Here is an 18,141-nt window from a genome sequence, read left to right as displayed (position 1 = left end):
TATTTAATATTTAAAAATAAATATGTATGCGGCCATTGCGACCGCTGTTTTATATATGTGTGTTGCTTACTTCAACTTATCCATGTTTTCTTCGCGTTCTTCCTTACGGCGCTTAGCCAAGATGAACCAAATCAAACCTACGATAACCAAGACAAGTAAGACAACAACGCCAATAATTACCCACATGATGACAGGCATTGAGTGCTTAGCCTTTACCAAAGTATCATCAGCATTAAACTTCTTTGCCTGTGAATCGCTCAAAGTAAATGTTTCTGTCCAATCCTTACGATAGTCAAAACGCGTCCCTGCTGCGTCTGCAAACTTTCCATTAACGTCTTCACTCCAAAAGGCGGTGTACTTAGCTGTATACTTACCAGCTTGCAACTCACCGCCCTTAGTTGGCAATGAGAAGTTAAACTTTGAGTTTGGAGCCATTTGCATCATCTTTTGCGTACCCTTAAAGGCAATGCGTCCGTCCGGATCTGTTACCTTACCCGTAATTTCCAATCGGTTCAAGAGAGCTTGCTTAGGGTTTGCAACTTCAGCCAAAATATTCGTTGCTGCATTAACCGTTTTTGGCTCAACCTTACCTGTATTCAACGTGTCAGCAATATCATTGTTTTCCGTCTTGTTACGTGCCAAAACTGCAATCGTGTATGAGACAATTGAGTTCAACTTCATACCAGAACCAGAACTTTGTTGATCATCTTGTCCTTCTTCAGTGAAACGAACCCCACCTGCTAAAACACCCGAAACTGGAATGGTTGGCATCGTAAACTTAACCACAACCGCTTGTGTTTGTTTTGGTGCAAGTGTCACCTTATTGGGCGTTTCCAAGTATTTCCCCAATTGATCTGGCATCGAACCATCAAACGGTCCATCTGATGCGTAGTCAATTGACCCACTATCAGCTGTTTTTGCAGTTCCCTTAGAGACGTCAACCGTAATCGTCTTGTCAGATGTATTTTGCAAGTTAAACGTCAACGTTTCCGATTGACCACCATTCAATTTCAAATCAAAATAACTTGCATTTGACTTATCAATTTGTGATGCCGGCACAACGGCTTGTACCGAATAATCATTTCCAGCAGCATGAGCTGAAACACCACCAAACAAAGTCGCTACTATTGCAGAACCCACTAAAGCAATCGTTTTAATCTTCATAATCCAATATCCCTATATATTTTTTGAATGCAACGCATATGTATCTGAAAAAAGTGACACTACCGAACTGGCACCGTCACCTTTTTCAAGCTCTATTAGTATGTTGTTGACTATTCTGCTGCAGGTGCAACGTTAGTTGTAGTAGCTGCAACACCGTTGTCAGGTCCGGCCGTCAACGTCCAGTTGATATCACCAGAGTACTTACCAACTTGAGTTGTCTTTGGTACGTTCATAACGATCTTTGAAGCGTCAGTCTTACCCGTCAACTTACCGTCAGTCGTCTTCTTAACATCAGCACCAGTAGCTGCGTAAACTTGCGTAGCACCAGTAGCTGCCAAAGGCGTACCATCGATTGACAACGTTGCTTGGCTGACGATCTTCTTGTCTGCATCACCGCGTGCGTACAAACCAGCAAAGTTAGCACCAAGTACCCAACCCTTATCTGAACCAGTCAAGTCTTGAACTTCTTCACTCAAACCAGTACCTGTAGCAGTCGTTGGCACACTTGAGTCAGCTCCAAGCAATTGTTGCACCGTAACGTCGCCAAATGACAAACTAGCTGTGTTCTTTGTCAACTTCAATGCACCACCAGTAACTTCAACGTCACCCGTAGTCGTTGCTTTGTCATCAGCAAATGCAGCCGTTGAAGCTCCCAACAATGAAACTGACAACAATGAAGCCAAAATAATCTTCTTCATAACTCTTTTCTCTTTTCTTCTCTATAAGTTCTCTATTTGTTCAAGTCTCTCCTCAAGAACAAAACTTATTATAGGACTACTTACTTTCCGTGTATACGAAATTCACCACTTGTGTTCAAACTGTTCACAATTTGTTCACATTTGCCGACAAATTTGAATTTTCCGTTAAAACAAACGTGTTTTCGACTCGATTTGCAGCTAATGCAACCACTGTTTTCGCAGTGGTTTGGGTCACAAACCCGCTCGGCACCACAACATTACGTTTTTCAAAGCGTCGCATCCGTACACTACCACGATCAATAATTTGACCGTCAGTTAATACAAATAGGTAGTTGACCGTTCGGCGACGTAATACGGCATACAGAATTCCACCAGTCAGGCCACCGAGTATAACTGCCAGTAGCAACCAACCCCACCACGGCATTACAAAACGGTGTTGTAACAACGCATCATCCGCCGTCAGTGTCTTGGCATGCTTAGCGGAAACATGGAGCTTTGTTTGCCCGCGCGTGTGATACGTGTAACGCTTGCCATTTGGTGCATCAAACCGCAAATTATCCTTTAACCCGTAATACGCATCAATCTGCACATCATAATCACCAGCAACTAACTGTTGGCCATTCGTCCAGACATTGAATTGCATTTGTGAATTTGGGGCCATTTGCATATTACTGGCATTGCGCTGTATGTAGACACCCTGTGGGCCCGTGACTGTCGCCATCACATAAAGGCCATTCAAGAATGTTTGCGTGTTATTTAGCATCTGGATGCCAACTGTGGCCTGATTATTAACTAGTGTGGCGTTGACATCCCCAATACTGAGATTCGGCACCAGAATCGCATTCGTGGTCCGGTTCAAAACCGCCACGGTATAACCAACTTCCGATTGAAACATGGTTTTTGAATCAGTTGCATTTGTTTGTTGTTGCTGCACGAAAGAAACCCCACCGGCAAGCACACCCGAGATACCACTATCCGGCGTTTTAACTGATACCGAGGTCGTTGCTGATCCCATGGCCGGTACGGTTACCGTTTTGGCTTCCGGTGTAATCAGTTGTTCCATCCGCGCTGGCAAATTCACAAAATGATTCTCACCCCAATTTTGTGTGCCGTAGACCACGGCACCATTATCAGACGTACCTGCTGTACCTGGCGTGACATCAACATTAATCGGTGCGTCAGACGAATTTTGCAAGGTAAAGGTCAGCTTGTTGGTAGCGCCTTTTTCCGTCAGCAAATCTGCGTATCCTTTGTTGGCCGATTCTTGTCTTTGCGCAGTCGGTGTTGTCAGCTTGACTGTCAGCGCGTTATCAGCATGAGCCGTAGCTGTGACCGTGCCCAACATCAGTAAACCAACGACAATTCCTAACAGACGTCGCATCATTATTCACCCTGTCCAACGCCTTGCTGTAATTGGTAACGGATTGTCGCTTGATAATGGCCTAATCCAGCCGTTGCGGGTACCGTTAAGTACGCATCCATCGCCTTAGATTGCCACACATGGCCAGTTGGTGTCGTCGGCGTCGTTTGTGTCGTAATCGCCTTCATCCCTGATAAGTCCGGCGTCGCCACTAATTTATTTTGCGCATCGCCCAACGCTAAACTACCATCGAACTGATTTGTGCCATCTGAGAACGTTGTCACCCCAGCCGCCAATGACCAGGTTTGATCCGCTCCCGTTAAATTATTCACCACAAAACTGCCAGCTGGCAACGTCACAGTTCGTGTCACTGGTCCCTGTGATAAGTCATTCAATGTCACTGTCTTAAATGCTAACGTCTGAGCCCATTTTTCAAGGGTTAAATCGCCACCTTGAATATTGACGCTTGAAGTCGTTTCGCCAACGGTTTCAGCGCTAGCTACCGTACCGACGCTACTCATTAGCGCAATTGATGCCACAAGCAACGTTTTTTTCTTGTTCATAAACATCCCCGTTAACTCCCTTCTAAACAGACACCACTGTGTACGCGTTCTGATCACGGCGGAGGTAAACCTCAACTTCGCTGACTAGCACAGGTTGCCCCTGTGCATCGTGCAAATCTTCACCGTTACTATTTTGATCAATTGCCAAATACCCCTCGGGAACCACAACACCTTGACGAGCCAATAAACGACTGAGGTACACATCGTGTTGGGCCACCAACGTATAGTCGGCTGTATAAAAAGCAACCGTTCGCTTCTGACGCTTAAACATCACAAACCAGACCCCAAAGCCACCCAATGCTGTTCCAGCCAACAAGGCGAGCTTAGCAAAGGTTGGATTAATCGCAGCACCCGCGACATTGCGATCAGCCGCATTTAACTTGCGCGCTTCAGCCGTAGAAATTGGCACCGTCATATCAACGGATAAACGCTTCGTTGCGGCATTATTTGCAGGCTTGGCTTTGGTCGCCGTTGACTGACTGGTTGCCGATTGCGCTGTGTCAGCCGGCACCGTTAACTCATTATCCGGTGCAACTGAACTACTATCTTGTTGTTGGCTAAGACTGGCGGCCTCGTGATCACCACTGGTAACCAGTCGCTGCTCATGCGACGCCGAATCACTAGCATCAGTACTAGATGAATTTGTCACAGCCCCCGGTGTCAACGTGGTCGAACCAGCCGCTGAACCGGTCATTTCAACCTTGTAAGCACCCGCTTCAACCTTGTCACCATTCAACCAAACCATCCAATTCAATTGCGAATTCGGCGCAAACTGCATCATATTTTGGGCACGACGGTACGTTTTTCCGCTAGGCGCAGTCACTTTCACGTCCATCTTGACCCGGTTAATAAAGGCTGGGTACGGATTTTGAAAATGGAAGACAAACGCGCTTTTACCAGCCACTGTTTTGGCACCTTCAGACGTCACAGTCGGTTGCTTGGCGTATTGCTTCGGTTCAGCATTCTGGGCCAAAACTGCAATATCGTACTTAACAGTTGCGTTCAATCGGAACCCTGCACCAGAAGTGCGCTGCTGATTCTCTTCTTTAAACCCAACCCCACCAGCAATTGTGCCATCAATTGGCGACGCCGGCATTGTTAAGGTTGCGGTAACTTGCTTGGACTCCTTAGGCGCCAACGTAACAACCGGGTCAGAAACCGTTAAATGGTTCTCCATGCGAGTTGGCAAATTAATGAAGTCCGTATTGGGCCAATTTTCACTCGTGTAAACAACATTTCCGTTCTCACTCGTACCGGCCGTCCCCTTCGTCACATCAACCTTAATTGTCTTATCACTTAAGTTAGCAATTTTAAACGTCAACGTTTGTGTTGACCCAGGCGCTGCGATGACATCAGCATAACCCGTATCGCGCGCTGCTGGTCGTTGCGTGCCTGACTCTTGGTAGGTCACACTGTAATCATCATGCTCAACCGTCGCCGCCTGACCGTCCACTTGTAATAAGGTGATACTTGCTACCGTTGCTATAAACAAGGTCATTCGTTGTTTCATAACAACACTCCCTTTCCACTTTCTTGATATATGTATCCCCGCACCTTGGCGGGGGAATAACTATTGGGCAACCCCGTTATTAAGGGTATATAAGACATTTGCCGCATAGTCATCATTTGAGTTAACTGGCACCGTAATCATCGCCGTCACTGCTGGTGACCGCCAGTACCCACTGGTCTTACTGCGAAACAATGTGGCTGAGCCGTGTTGTGTTGGATCAGCGCGCATTGTCACATCATTAATCGTTAACGAACCGTCGAACGACTGGCTACCATTCGTAAATGGTTCCACCGCCATCGACAATGTCCAACCCGCAGTTGCACCAGAATAGTCGTTAATCACAAAAGCCCCAGCAGGCAAAGTGGCTGACAAAGTGACTGGTAGGGTGACTTGGTGCCAAGGTACCTTGCCAAAATTAATTGACGTGACACCCCGATCCAGCGTCCGTGTCCCTGGTTCAACCGTCACACCTGCTTTACCAGTCGTTGCTGATGCCGTCACGGGCACTGCCAATGCTAGCAAGCCTATTAAAATTGTTACGCCAATTCTTTTCATTTGCCTAACCTTCTTGCGTTAGTGTGGTCACTTCGATTTCAATGTACGTTTGCTTAGCTGCAACTTGGAGATGTGTCTCATCGATAACCGTCACGGCCGTATTCGGAATTACCCGTACAGCCTGTGGCAGTGTCACCGCAATCTTACTCATACGTCCGGCACGAGCCCGTTCTTTGAACATGACCGTGTTCGTCGTCATATCGATTACTTGAATTGTGACTTGGCGCTTCTTCAACAATACGAACCAAAGAATTGCCGCGGCAATCACAATCAAAATCCCAATAAAGACCTTGTAGGCCACCGGCATTTTCGACTTCATTTGCAGGTCATAGTCAGACTTGTTTAGCTTATCTGCCTGATCTGCCGTGACATGGACGGTCTTCACACTGTGGTTGTGGTAAGTATACTTGTCGCCACTAAAACTATATTGACGTTTGCCATCCTTTGACCAATACGTATCGGTTTCAACGCGATAATCACCGGTACGTAACCGAGCACCATTCGTGTAAATTCCCCAATTAAACTGGGTATTTGGCGCCATCTGCATGTTGGCCTGCGTACGGGTAAACTTCAACCCATCAGGGCCTGTCACTGTTGTCTTCATCCCCAACGCATTAATAAAGCTAGGGGTTTGATTTTTAACATTAACCGCAAACACCGTGTGCTTATTAACTTGGGTTGCCTTCACACCACCCAGCGTCAGCATCCCCTCCGGAATTTCCTGGTTATTAGACAACAACACCGCGACTGAGTATTTGAAAGTGGCGTTAACTTTCAAGCCATCGCCAGTTTGTTTTGATCGGTTCTGGTTGTCTTCAATGAAACTAACACCACCCGCCATGCGGCCAGTAAATGCTTGCGCTGGTACTTGCAATGTCGCCGTAGCCACCACTGTTTGACCAGCTTTGAGTTGCCATTCTGTCTGATCTGGCTTTAAATAGCGTTGCATTTGATTCGTCATGCCCACAAAGCGTTGGGCTGACCAATCCGTTGTGGTGTAATCAACCGCACCATTGTCAGTTGTACCAGCGGTTCCAGCAACCATGCGAACCGTAATATTCTTTTGTGATGTATTCCACAACTTAAATTGCAAGGTTTGGTGGCTACCCGGTGTCGCCTTTACATCAATATAACCAGCGTCCACTGATTCAGTGCGCTGATTATCTGGTTGCACTGGTTGTACCGAATAGTCATCAGCCGCAAACGCTGACGTTGTTACGAACAACGGTGCCGCGACCGCCGCTGCGAAAGCCCATTTTGCCCACTTCGTCATTACTCAATCTCTTCTCTTATTTACTACTTTTTTAAACACAAAAAGTCTGGCGAAAACCAGACCGTTTGCGAGTATGTTGCGTGTGATAGATTACTTGCCCGCTGGCGTCGCTGAAGCTGCGTCCGCTGGTACACCTGACGTCAAGTTGTACGTAATCGTTGCTTCATATTGACCGACCTTGGCGTTTTGTGGCACAAGGATTGATGCACCCGTATCCTTGTTGTTCCAAGTTGTGTGTGAAGGATCCCACGTACCATCAGACTCTGCGTCAAACAACTTGGCTCCTTGTGTTGCTGAAGTATCCGTTGACAATGGCACGCTGTTGATTGTTAACGTACCGTCAAACTTCTTGTTCGTTCCTGCTACCGTAAAATCAGTCACCGCACCTGTCAATTGCCACTTAGCAGAATCTTGCGTGTCCGTCACTTGGAACGTCTTAGCCGCAAGCGTTGCTGGCATTGGTTGTGCCTTTTCTGCCAATTGCGTCAACGTTACCGTTCCAAAGTTAATTGAAGTACCGTTAGCTTTCGTGTTACCAGCTGCATCCTTTTCATCCGCACCAGGTGCCTTATCGATTTGCAAAACACCGCCTTGTCCAGACACTTCAACACTGGCCTTACCAGTTGATGTATCCGCTGATGCAACACCAGCCGTTGCCAATACAGACCCTGCTACCAATAGGGCTGCCGTCAATGTCATTACTTTCATCATTCCGTCCCTCTTCGTGGACCTCTCAAATCCACTTCACTCTTTCTTCTTAGGTTTGACCCTTGTTAAAAATAATAAGTTAAAGTAAGTAATTATTTTCGCGCAAATTGTGAAGAAATTGTGAACACGTCCGAAAAAAAGCCCTGGCACACCATAATGGCATGTCAGGGCATAAATTTTAAAGACAATGATAGCTAAATGAAATCGCTTCAAACAGCCAAAGCACGATAAGCACCACAATCAGATAATGGCGTCGTGTGGCCAAACGAATCGACCGGCAGTGTACATACTCAGCCATCCAATCAACGGCATCAAGGGCGACCGCAACGGAAATCAGTGCGACTAATAAGCCATCCACTACAATACTGTGTTGCAATGAAACACTCTGCAAAAGGCTCAAAATTGCAATGGCCAGTAAACTCATTAATAACAATGAATTAACAATATCAATCCGTCGCATCCCGTCGCTCCTTTCTCAAATACCATCATCCTATCATACTAAAAAAATCACCATTACAACGGTAATTCCCAGATAGTGACTTTTTGTCGTGCCACGTGCCAAATTTATCAGAAAAACGCATCAAAAAAGGCCATCGATTCCTCGACAGCCTTAACTAACTTGTGATTACTTTGCGCGAACAATCAATGTGTCGACATTTGCCGTACGCGTCACATACTCAGTTACTGACCCAATCAACAAACGCTCAATTGCGTTCAAACCAGTTGCCCCGATCATAATCAAATCAGCGTTCAACTTTTCAGGTGCTTGATGAGCAATGATGTCCTTAGGTGAGCCGTACTCAATTGTGTAGTCCACGTTTTGAACACCGGCATCCTTAGCTTGTTGCAAGTATGCATCCAACGTCTTCTTTGCCGTTTCAGCAACTTGCTCAACCATTGTCGTCTTAAAGTCAGTCACATTTTGGAAAGCACGTGTATCGATAACGTGCAAAATGTGCAAGTTGGCATCCTCCCCATTACGGATTGCCACTTGAATTGCCTTGCCCAAAGCGGCTTCCGCTTCCTTTGAGCCATCGACTGGTACCAAAATGTTCTTGTAGTTTACGTTTACATCTGCCATGATAAGTCCTCCTCTAATAGGCTCTTTCCCTATATGTTTATTATACGCTATTTGAAAACGATTTCATTAATAAACGTCAAACAAACCATGCGAGAGGTATGAAGATTTCATTATTGGGTAAATTACTTAAACAAACGGCGCACGACAGTTAGCGCTAACGCCGTTGTCATAATTGTCGCGAGTATAACAAAAATGCCGGCTGGTAGTGGTGCGTCCCGATAAATAACCACACTAATGAGTAGCAAAGCCGCATCAACCGTGAAAAACCAGCCGAAAATCGTCGCTGGCATTTTGGCTTGGGCGGCAGCGATGCCCATGAAGCCAGTTCTGTGTCGCAATAAGTAAATCCCCATCGCCCCAACTAGCAAGGCAAAGACAACAAAGGTGATCATAATCATCATGGTAAAAATTTCTCTCTTTTTCGTTTCAAATAAAAAGCACTACCAGGGCAAACCGTAGTAGTGCACGAACACTTGATTGGCGCCGTTAATGATTCACAATGAGTTGGCTCCAGATTATAGGTAAGTGGGTGAATAAGTCAGCGTTCGCGGCTACTGAGTGAAACAGCTTGCCTCGCCGGCTTCCCGACATCCCCGAGCAATATGGTTGTAAAGCAACTACATATAGTAGGAATCACGCGTACGTCCAAGGAATTCGCATAACCATATTATACGCCTGCCACATAAAATAAACAGTCTTGACAGGCTACTTTTTTAATCCCTTACGTTGGGCGTCAGACAATTTTTGATATTGATCTTTATACGCCACTTCGACCTTTGAGTTGCCCGCTGGATCAAAGTAGTGTTTGCCAACTAATTTATCAGGTAAGTATTGTTGCGGTACCCAATCGCCAGGATACCCGTGTGGATAAACGTAATCCACCCCGTGACCCAACTTTTCAGCGCCTTTATAATGTGCATCTTTTAAGTGATCTGGCACATCGCCCGTACCACCCTTGCGCACATCCGCCAATGCTGCATCAACTGCTGTATACGCCGAATTCGACTTTGGCGATAAGGCCAATTCAATCACTGCATTCGCGAGCGGTATTCGTGCTTCCGGAAAGCCCAACTTCTCAGCGGTATCAATTGCCGTAATCGCCCGCGCTGCTACTGCTGGATTTGCCAAGCCAATATCTTCATACGCGATTACCCGCAGGCGCCGTGAAATAATTGGCAAATCACCTGCTTCAATTAAACGTGCCAAATAATGCAACGCTGCATCGGTATCGCTACCACGAATCGACTTTTGGAGCGCCGAGATGACATCATAGTGGCCATCCCCATCCTTGTCCGCCGTTAACGCCTTGCGTTGCACGGTTTCCTCAATAATAGGCAAAGTAATATGAATCTGACCATCTTCACTTGGCAAGGTTGACTTCACCGCTAGTTCGAGCCCATTCAATGCCGACCGTAAATCACCATTCGTCGCATAAACCAATTGTCGTTCCGCATCTTCTTCAAGTACCGCATCGAAATTACCCAGCCCGCGGTCCTTATCGGTTAACGCACGTTGAATGGCAATCTTCATGTCATCCTCTGACAGAGGTTGCACTTCAAAAATTTGTGACCGTGATCGAATGGCTGGCAAAATTGAAAGGTACGGATTTTCCGTCGTGGCCCCAATCAAAACGATACGACCACTCTCCAAATGAGGCAACAAAAAATCTTGTTTGGTTTTGTCTAACCGATGAATCTCATCAAGCAACAAAACAACCGTACCTGACATTTTGGCTTCTTCGGCCACAATTTGTAAATCTTTTTTACTATCTGTCGCGGCGTTTAAAATACGGAACGCATATTTCGTAGAACCGGCAATGGCACTCGCAATACTTGTCTTACCGGTACCCGGCGGTCCATACAAAATCATCGACGACAACATTTTTGCCGTGACCATGCGATGAATAATTTTTCCTTCACCGACTAAGTGCTGCTGACCAACAACTTCCTCAATCGTCCGAGGGCGCATTCTAAATGCTAAGGGTTGTTGCATGTCAACCGCCTTCTTTCTTACTTTATTTTTGGCTGCTTACCAAGTGCTTGTAAAATTGAGCGATAACGCATCATCATCGCAAAATTGCCTGTTAGCGTTTGATAGTCGACGACAAAATTACTCAACATTGAGACCAATGCTGTCGGATCATCAAAGAACCATTCATAGTAATCTAACATTGCCCAGCGCCACTGCAACCACAAACTGCCATCACGAACTTGCTCCCGGCCTAAGTCACGTGCCAGAAGTGTGTAATAAGCAACCAACTCACGATTGCCTAGCAAGGCTGCTCTAAATGTTGCCAAGTCAAGCGCCTCTAAAATGTTTTCAATCAAACGATAAGGTTCATAGGATTTTGCATAGACCCGTCGCATCTGTTTGGTCCAAACATCAATCATATCCAGTGAATCGATGGCCAACAAACCAAACTTCACCAAACGCACCTCATGATCATGCCACACATCAATGCTCATCAACTCATCCATAATCTCGCGACCTAGCTGATTGGCCACCGGACTTGATAACCAGCCAGGATAACGGGCCATACCGTCTAGCGCGCGATATTCAAAGGAAACTTCTAAATCACGCCGACTACCTAGTCGTTCATAATTCTTCAAGGCAACCTCGGCCATCACATGGTACATGGCGGGATCGGTCAATTCTGGCACATACTGCACCCAAGTTGTATGCGTGGTATCAATGTATTGACTGTAAACCACTGCATCTAAATCAGCCGGCAATAAGCGCAAGACCCGCATCAAAACCGTCATATCATCAGACCGCAATAAGTCCGGATCCTTGTAGGCACGGTACAACTTATACGTCGACACGCCAGCGCGATCAATCGTGGCCGTCGTAATATGTTTGCCTTGCACTACCCATTGAAACAGCTTTCCAAAGTGTTCAAAGTATGGCACTTCGGTTCCGGCTGCATAAATCGGAAAATGATTTGTCGTTTCAGCCGGTTGCCAGAAACTCTCACGTTCAGCGCGATAGGTTTGCCAGATTAATGGCAAGTTTAAATCACTTGGTGCAATACCAATTACACTGGTCTGTTCGCGTTCAGCTGCGTCTAAAAACGCTTTAACCAAGTCGTCCAACGCTGGATTTTCCAACATCTCATCATCGCGTACAAACATTGCTAACCGACGTAAAATTTTCAATTCAACCGTATCATCCGTGGCTGGTTGATTAATAATCGCTTCTAAAATAAACCGTGTATTTTCACGATTACGATTCTTTGGATCAATCAAAAACTTCTTAATGGCTTGCACGTGCATCTGCATGGCAATTCCCCAGACGTCAATTGGCAAGAACGTATTAAACATCGTGATGGAACGGGCAAAGCGTTGGTACACAATCATAAACTCTTCGGGCGTCAAGCCATACGCCAATAAACCGGCGACGTTCAGCTCGAAGATGGTGTAACTATCAGTAACCATCAATAACTCTTTTAACGACTCAAATAACGTTGCATTATACTCACCGTTTTCACGAATGTACAAAACCATTTGGGCGACCTGAGAGCCATAATCGTCAGGTCCTGCCTCTGCCACAGTCTTTTCCGTCTCAATCACATCGGTCTTCAACTGGTCCAGCGACATCGCAAACATCGAGACCGTACTAAACGGCCGAAATAACGGCACTTTAACTGCCATTGCCAATTCTGAAAAGGTCATGGTTAACAAGGTCAACACATCAATTAATTCTTTTAACGATAACTCTGCCTCACCGGCAACAAAGCGATACCAGCGCGACTTACTAATGCCAAACTGTTCAATCGCACTGATACTCACGTTTTTATCAGCTCGAATATCATTCAGCACTTCACCATATGGTCTCATTTTCTCTCTCCCTTTAAGCGACTACTTAACCAAATAATCGCTTATACCAAGGCTTTTTTGCCGCCGGTTGGCTCTCTCCTTCCACCGTTGGCGCCTTGGTTAATTTAACAATATCAATTTGATCGATATTGACAGCCTCTTTTGCTGCGAAGACTGCAACGATATCTGAACGATCAAACACGTCGTCTGACTTCAGCGTAAACCCAATACTATACTTCGAGGCTAACTGCATGTATGGGGACAAATCATCTAATTCTAAATGGCCATTTAAGAACAACGTGCCATCGGGATGCGCCTTAAATTGGGCCTCCCAAGTTGGCATGTAGGCCGCCTGACCAAATGTGTCACGTGTTTGCGCCGCATAAACTCGTTCTCTGAACGTGCCCAAATAGTGGTTACGCTCATCCGGGTTAATTTGTGGTGTGCCGTAAACGGCTGCTTGCATATGTGGATCCATATCTGACATAGGCGGGTCCTCAACTTTCATTTTCATAGTAGTTTCACCCCTAAGTTTACCATAATGACGGCACAAAAAAAGAGACGGAAATTCCGTCTCACTCAATCTTCTATCTAAAGAAGAATCATTTTGAAGCCTACCTGATACGACTCAGGCTTGGTGTGAAATTTGGGAAAAACACCAAACGACTTCATATAGGGGTTCAACTAGTTTTGACACTAGTAGCCGTGGGAAATTGGGTAAAAGCCACGGGCTTTAAGAACAAAAATTATTATACCCCCGAACCTTACAAAACACATGCATTTTACACATGTTCTATATCCCGTTTTCGGTACACTAAAACGCAAAAAAACGGTCATCACTGACCGTTTTTTCTTTAACTGAACATCAACGTTGAAATCCCCGCAACGAAGACGTATGTCATATATGCACCGAATACCCAGTGAAGCGCATTAAACAGTACTGGAAATGCCCGCAAGATGCGGTGCCCAACGAAGTACAAAACTGTTGGCGCCACCATAATCAAGGCAAAAATTTCCAACCCCATCAGCCATGTATTTGGTGCCATTGGCATCAAAAGAATCATAGCTTTTCCTCCAAATCAACATCTGGATACTTATCTTTAAACCAGCGTTCTGCGAATTGGTTTTCAAACAAGAAGACTGGTTGCTCAGCCCGATCACGTACCAACAAGTTACGTGATGAGGCCATGCGTGGATCCAATTGTTCTGGGTGAATCCAACGGGCAATCTTTGAACCCATTGGCTCCAAAGAGACTTCCGTGTTGTATTCATTTTCCATACGGAATTGGAATACTTCAAACTGCAACGCACCCACGGCACCCAAAATGTAATCGCCTGAGTCCCAGGCCGTGTACATTTGAATCGTTCCTTCTTGCACCAATTGGGTCACACCCTTGTGGAATGACTTTTGCTTCAAGACATTCTTCGCATGTACCCGCATGAACAATTCTGGTGTAAATGTTGGTAACTCTTCAAATTCAACTGCCTTCTTACCGGCGTAAATCGTGTCACCAATTTGGAAATTACCCGTATCATAAACACCGATAATATCACCTGGATAGGCGTTCTCAACATTTTCACGCGTGTCTGCCATGAATTGGGTCACGTTTGACAATCGCAACTTCTTGTTGGTCCGGGCCAAAGTGACATCCATACCACGTTCAAATTCACCGGATACGATACGCACAAAGGCGATACGGTCACGGTGATTTGGGTTCATGTTGGCTTGAATCTTAAAGACAAAGCCAGAGAATTGGGCTGTCGCTGGTTCAACTTCATCCCCACTCACCGTCTTCTTAGCAGAAGGCGCTGGCGCAAATTGCATGTACGTTTGCAAGAATGTCTCAATACCAAAGCCTTGCAAGGCTGAACCGAAGAAGACTGGTGTCAATTCTCCGTTCATGACGGCTTGCTCATCGAACTGGTTACCGGCATCCTTCAACATTTCGATTTCATCGCGTGTTTCCGCCCACAATGAATTCTCTTGCAACTTGTTTGGTTCAGCTAAGTCCGTGCCTGCAGCGTTCAAGGGCAAGAAACGCTCTGCTTCAGACTCTGGACGGAAGACCTCGACATTGTTGTGGTACAAGTCAAACAAGCCCGCCAAAATTTGACCTGATCCAATTGGCCAGTTCATTGGGTAAGCGTTGATTCCCAACGTTGATTCCAATTCATCCACCAGGTCCAACGCATCACGACCATCACGGTCTAACTTGTTGAAGAATGTGAAAATTGGGATGTGTCGTTCACTAACGATTTCGAACAACTTCTTCGTTTGTGGCTCGATACCCTTGGCTGAGTCAACCACCATGATAACTGAGTCAACCGCCATCAACGTGCGGTACGTGTCTTCAGAAAAGTCTTCGTGTCCTGGCGTATCCAAAATGTTGATACGCTTACCGTCAAAATCAAACTGCAAAACTGATGAGGTAACTGAGATACCACGCTTTTGCTCAATTTCCATCCAGTCAGATTTTGCGAAATTTCCCTTACGGCCCTTAACAGTTCCAGCTTCACGCACAACACCACCGAGCTTCAACAATTGCTCCGTGATGGTCGTTTTACCGGCGTCAGGGTGGGAAATGATGGCAAACGTGCGGCGCGTTTGCAATTCCTCTTGTAATGATGCCATTTTTATCGCCCTTAATTTCTTTACTTTATTTACCGATTTTTTGAAAAATCTTAACAATTCAGTATACCGAAAAAACGGCCGTGATTCAACACCACGACCGTTTCGTTTTTGACGTATTTAGTTGTCCGAAAAGCGCTTACCACTTGTGTTGCTTGGCAATATCTTCAAGCGTCATACCACCATGCGAATCAATCACTTGGTTCATCGCCGCTTGCAATTCTGAGGCTGGCAAGTCCTGCACATTGTATCCCTTAGCAATTAACTCTGCCCGCGCCGCTGCAACATCAGCTGAATCCATTTGACGTTCTGATGATGAGCTGGTCGGAATTGAACTAGCATCTGAAGACGACGTGTCTGACGAATCACTAACGGAGCTGTCAGTTGTACTATCGCTAGCAGACTTACTTGACTTGAATGCCTCACTAATTGATTGTGCAGCCGATGAACGACTAACAGATGCTGCAACGGATGATGATAATTCCGCTGCCTTTCGTGATGAGGCTGCTGCTTCACTCGCTGCCTTGCTCTGTGAGGCAGCAATACTTGCAGAAGCCGCCTTAGAAGACGCAACTGATGCCGCCTTGCTTGATGACACCTTGGCTTCAGAAGACGCCCGGCTCGTCTTGACCTTGCGAACGGCCACATCAATGTTCTCGTTCACTAGGTCCACCGCACCGTCAACGACTTTCGCTGTGTGGTACCAATCCAAAGCGTCTTGCCAATCGCCCTTATTGGCACTTTTATCAGCTCGAATGGCATACACCAGCTGATCCAACGCCGTTCGCGCTTCAACTGACTTCTTTTCCTTTTGTGCTTCTTGGTAGTAGAACTTGGCATCTGACCAATTCTGCTTGTTTAATGCATTGTGCGCATTTGTCATCGTCGCCTCATACCCTTGATTGCTGGTGACATGACGGTAACCGATAATCCCACCAACAAACGCGATAATCAGCAATAAGACTAACCCAAACTTTTTCATATTGTTTATCCCCTTAAAACATTTCCGTTTTTGATTATAAAGTAAAAGCAGCCAAAATGCGCTAACATTCTGGTTGCCTTTACAAAATCATATTGCGACTAACGATTATTACGACGCTTGATTTCCAAGTAGCGTCGGTACCACAAGTCGATGTACTCATCAGAGAATGGGCCCTGGTGCTTATTGATCCAATCCACGAGAATTTTCACGTGCTCCTTTACGATAAAATCAATATCCGCCGGGTATTGCCACTGCGCTTTGTGTAGCTCGTACTCATCCGTATCCAACAAACGCTTCTCGCCGTCTGGGAAAACCTTTACGTCTAAGTCGTAGTCTACGTATTTTAGGGCTTCTTTATCCAAAACAAATGGTGAAGCGAGGTTGCAGTAATATGACACCCCATTATCTCGTATCATCGCGACGATGTTAAACCAATACTTACGGTGAAAATACACAATAGCAGGCTCACGTGTCACCCATCGACGACCGTCATCTTCGGTCACCAATGTGTGATCATTCAACCCAATAATTGCATTTTCACTGGTTTTAAGGACCATCGTATCACGCCAAGTTCGGTGTAAACTGCCGTCGTGCTTGTAGCTCTTAATCGTAATAAAGTCGCCTTCCCGAGGTAGTCGACTATCTTTCATCTCTGAGCCCTTTTACGGCCTTTCACCAAATTTATTCTTTTTTATTGTATCACGTGACACGCCCCGACGCACTGTTGTCTTGGGATTCATCTCTTAATAACGCTTGTGGAGTCCCCGAATTTTAATAATCACAGTGACGATGGCCACAACCAACACGAACAATATCAGCACCATCACAGTATCTAACCACGACCAAGTATTAACGTGGCGCGTTGTGAATTCATCAGCCGTGACGTTGACCGTGGTTTCCCAATGCTTCACGAATTCTTTTTTATCACTAATATTGTCCACGTAATCGCCGGTCACACTATCGCGCACCCAACGAGCCGCTAAACGAACGGTATAGTCACCCGATGATAAGCCTGTCTTTTTTAAATTAATCGGCCAGGTCATTTTTGAATAGGGCGCCATTGTCATGCCTGCCTGTTCTCGTTGCAAGACAATCTTGCCATGCTTATCCACCACCTGCGCGGTAACCCGGAATTTATTTACGAAATTACCGTGCGGGTTGCGGACTAAAATGCCCAGTGCTGGTTTCCCTTTAATGCGCTTAATCGCTGCCGAATCAAATGCCGGTTTCGCCACGGGCAGGCCGTCTTTGTTACGGACAAAGACGCCAATCGTTTTTGGAATCGTCGTGATGCCTTGATCGTCACTACTCTCCGTTTTTTTATTGGCCACCTCACCGCGCGGGGTAATTTTAATACCGCCAGCTAGCAACCCTCGCCAAGCGGTTTTAGGTGTTTTGAGTGTGACATTAAACCCTGTATTCGTAGCTGCCTTAGCAGTCACAGTTGCCGGAATCTGCATATCTTCCCCGATTGGTTCGGGCATCGACGTATCAAACGTCGTGTCGTCGGCTGTATAGTTGACGTTTCCATTAACGGTTGTTTTAGCTGTTCCTTTGGCAATATCAAACACGATATCTTTGTCCGTGTGATTTGTAATCACAAATGACATGTTCTGGGTTTGATTTGGCGCCAGCACCATATCAAACGCTTCCGTATGATTTCCTTTAATCTGCGTTGCCGGAATTAATGCATGGACTTCATAGTCCGCGACATCCGCGTGCACCTGACTTTGTACGCCAAGCAGCGCCACAACGAATGCTAATGCTAACCCAATTTTTTTCATAACCATTCCTCTTCTTAAA

19 protein-coding genes are annotated in these 18,141 nt (G+C 45.9%); all 19 read right to left on the bottom strand.

Features of this window, described 5'->3' with window-relative positions; translation table 11 throughout:
* Window positions 1-66: 66 nt before the first annotated feature.
* The 19 genes from ESE_RS0107440 to ESE_RS0107350 all read right to left on the bottom strand — a co-directional run bounded on the left by ESE_RS0107440 (window position 67) and on the right by ESE_RS0107350 (window position 18,122).
* Entirely contained in the window at window positions 67-1,164 is a 1,098-nt protein-coding gene (locus ESE_RS0107440) for a DUF916 domain-containing protein (protein WP_010373471.1), read from the bottom strand.
* Between the two features lie 110 nt (window positions 1,165-1,274).
* Entirely contained in the window at window positions 1,275-1,862 is a 588-nt protein-coding gene (locus ESE_RS0107435) for a hypothetical protein (RefSeq protein WP_010373468.1), read from the bottom strand.
* A gap of 124 nt (window positions 1,863-1,986) precedes the next feature.
* Entirely contained in the window at window positions 1,987-3,246 is a 1,260-nt protein-coding gene (locus tag ESE_RS0107430) for a DUF916 domain-containing protein (protein ID WP_010373465.1), read from the bottom strand.
* Window positions 3,246-3,785, bottom strand: a complete 540-nt coding sequence (locus ESE_RS0107425; RefSeq protein WP_038229274.1) for a hypothetical protein — start codon at window positions 3,783-3,785, stop codon at window positions 3,246-3,248. The genes ESE_RS0107430 and ESE_RS0107425 overlap by 1 nt, the downstream gene beginning before the upstream one ends.
* 22 nt (window positions 3,786-3,807) lie before the next feature.
* Window positions 3,808-5,295 (bottom strand): DUF916 domain-containing protein, encoded by a 1,488-nt coding sequence (locus tag ESE_RS0107420; protein WP_010373462.1) that lies wholly within the window; start codon window positions 5,293-5,295, stop codon window positions 3,808-3,810.
* Between the two features lie 60 nt (window positions 5,296-5,355).
* Window positions 5,356-5,850 (bottom strand): hypothetical protein, encoded by a 495-nt coding sequence (locus ESE_RS0107415; RefSeq protein ID WP_010373459.1) that lies wholly within the window; start codon window positions 5,848-5,850, stop codon window positions 5,356-5,358.
* Window positions 5,851-5,854: 4 nt separating this feature from the next.
* On the bottom strand, window positions 5,855-7,123 hold the full coding sequence (locus ESE_RS0107410; protein ID WP_010373458.1) for a DUF3324 domain-containing protein: 1,269 nt from the start codon (window positions 7,121-7,123) through the stop codon (window positions 5,855-5,857).
* A gap of 90 nt (window positions 7,124-7,213) precedes the next feature.
* Entirely contained in the window at window positions 7,214-7,834 is a 621-nt protein-coding gene (locus ESE_RS0107405) for a hypothetical protein (RefSeq protein ID WP_137636362.1), read from the bottom strand.
* Between the two features lie 175 nt (window positions 7,835-8,009).
* Entirely contained in the window at window positions 8,010-8,291 is a 282-nt protein-coding gene (locus ESE_RS0107400; protein WP_010373454.1) for a hypothetical protein, read from the bottom strand.
* 165 nt (window positions 8,292-8,456) lie between these two features.
* Window positions 8,457-8,912, bottom strand: a complete 456-nt coding sequence (locus ESE_RS0107395) for a universal stress protein (protein ID WP_010373452.1) — start codon at window positions 8,910-8,912, stop codon at window positions 8,457-8,459.
* A 122-nt stretch (window positions 8,913-9,034) separates the two neighbouring features.
* A complete protein-coding gene (locus ESE_RS0107390; RefSeq protein ID WP_010373451.1) occupies window positions 9,035-9,313 on the bottom strand; it encodes a hypothetical protein in 279 nt (92 codons plus the stop codon).
* Between the two features lie 304 nt (window positions 9,314-9,617).
* Window positions 9,618-10,904: a replication-associated recombination protein A gene (locus ESE_RS0107385; protein ID WP_010373449.1), complete on the bottom strand. Its 1,287-nt coding sequence runs from the start codon at window positions 10,902-10,904 to the stop codon at window positions 9,618-9,620.
* Window positions 10,905-10,921: 17 nt separating this feature from the next.
* A complete protein-coding gene (locus ESE_RS0107380; protein ID WP_010373447.1) occupies window positions 10,922-12,748 on the bottom strand; it encodes a helix-turn-helix transcriptional regulator in 1,827 nt (608 codons plus the stop codon).
* 25 nt (window positions 12,749-12,773) lie between these two features.
* On the bottom strand, window positions 12,774-13,241 hold the full coding sequence (locus ESE_RS0107375) for a YueI family protein (RefSeq protein ID WP_223823006.1): 468 nt from the start codon (window positions 13,239-13,241) through the stop codon (window positions 12,774-12,776).
* Window positions 13,242-13,581: 340 nt separating this feature from the next.
* Window positions 13,582-13,791: a hypothetical protein gene (locus ESE_RS0107370; RefSeq protein WP_010373442.1), complete on the bottom strand. Its 210-nt coding sequence runs from the start codon at window positions 13,789-13,791 to the stop codon at window positions 13,582-13,584.
* Entirely contained in the window at window positions 13,788-15,365 is a 1,578-nt protein-coding gene (locus ESE_RS0107365; protein ID WP_371319397.1) for a peptide chain release factor 3, read from the bottom strand. Before ESE_RS0107365 ends, ESE_RS0107370 begins: the two co-directional genes overlap by 4 nt.
* A 130-nt stretch (window positions 15,366-15,495) precedes the next feature.
* Window positions 15,496-16,338 (bottom strand): hypothetical protein, encoded by an 843-nt coding sequence (locus ESE_RS0107360; RefSeq protein WP_010373439.1) that lies wholly within the window; start codon window positions 16,336-16,338, stop codon window positions 15,496-15,498.
* A 98-nt stretch (window positions 16,339-16,436) separates the two neighbouring features.
* A complete protein-coding gene (ntdP, locus tag ESE_RS0107355) occupies window positions 16,437-16,988 on the bottom strand; it encodes a nucleoside tri-diphosphate phosphatase (protein ID WP_010373437.1) in 552 nt (183 codons plus the stop codon).
* A 93-nt stretch (window positions 16,989-17,081) separates the two neighbouring features.
* Window positions 17,082-18,122 carry a WxL protein peptidoglycan domain-containing protein gene (locus ESE_RS0107350; protein ID WP_010373434.1) on the bottom strand — a complete coding sequence of 347 codons (1,041 nt, stop codon included), beginning with the start codon at window positions 18,120-18,122 and terminating at the stop codon, window positions 17,082-17,084.
* Window positions 18,123-18,141: the final 19 nt, after the last annotated feature.

Origin of the sequence: Weissella cibaria KACC 11862 (genome assembly GCF_000193635.1) — a bacterium.
Classification (GTDB): domain Bacteria; phylum Bacillota; class Bacilli; order Lactobacillales; family Lactobacillaceae; genus Weissella; species Weissella cibaria.
Note: the sequence above shows the minus strand (reverse complement) of the source record. Positions and strands in the feature narration are given on the sequence as shown.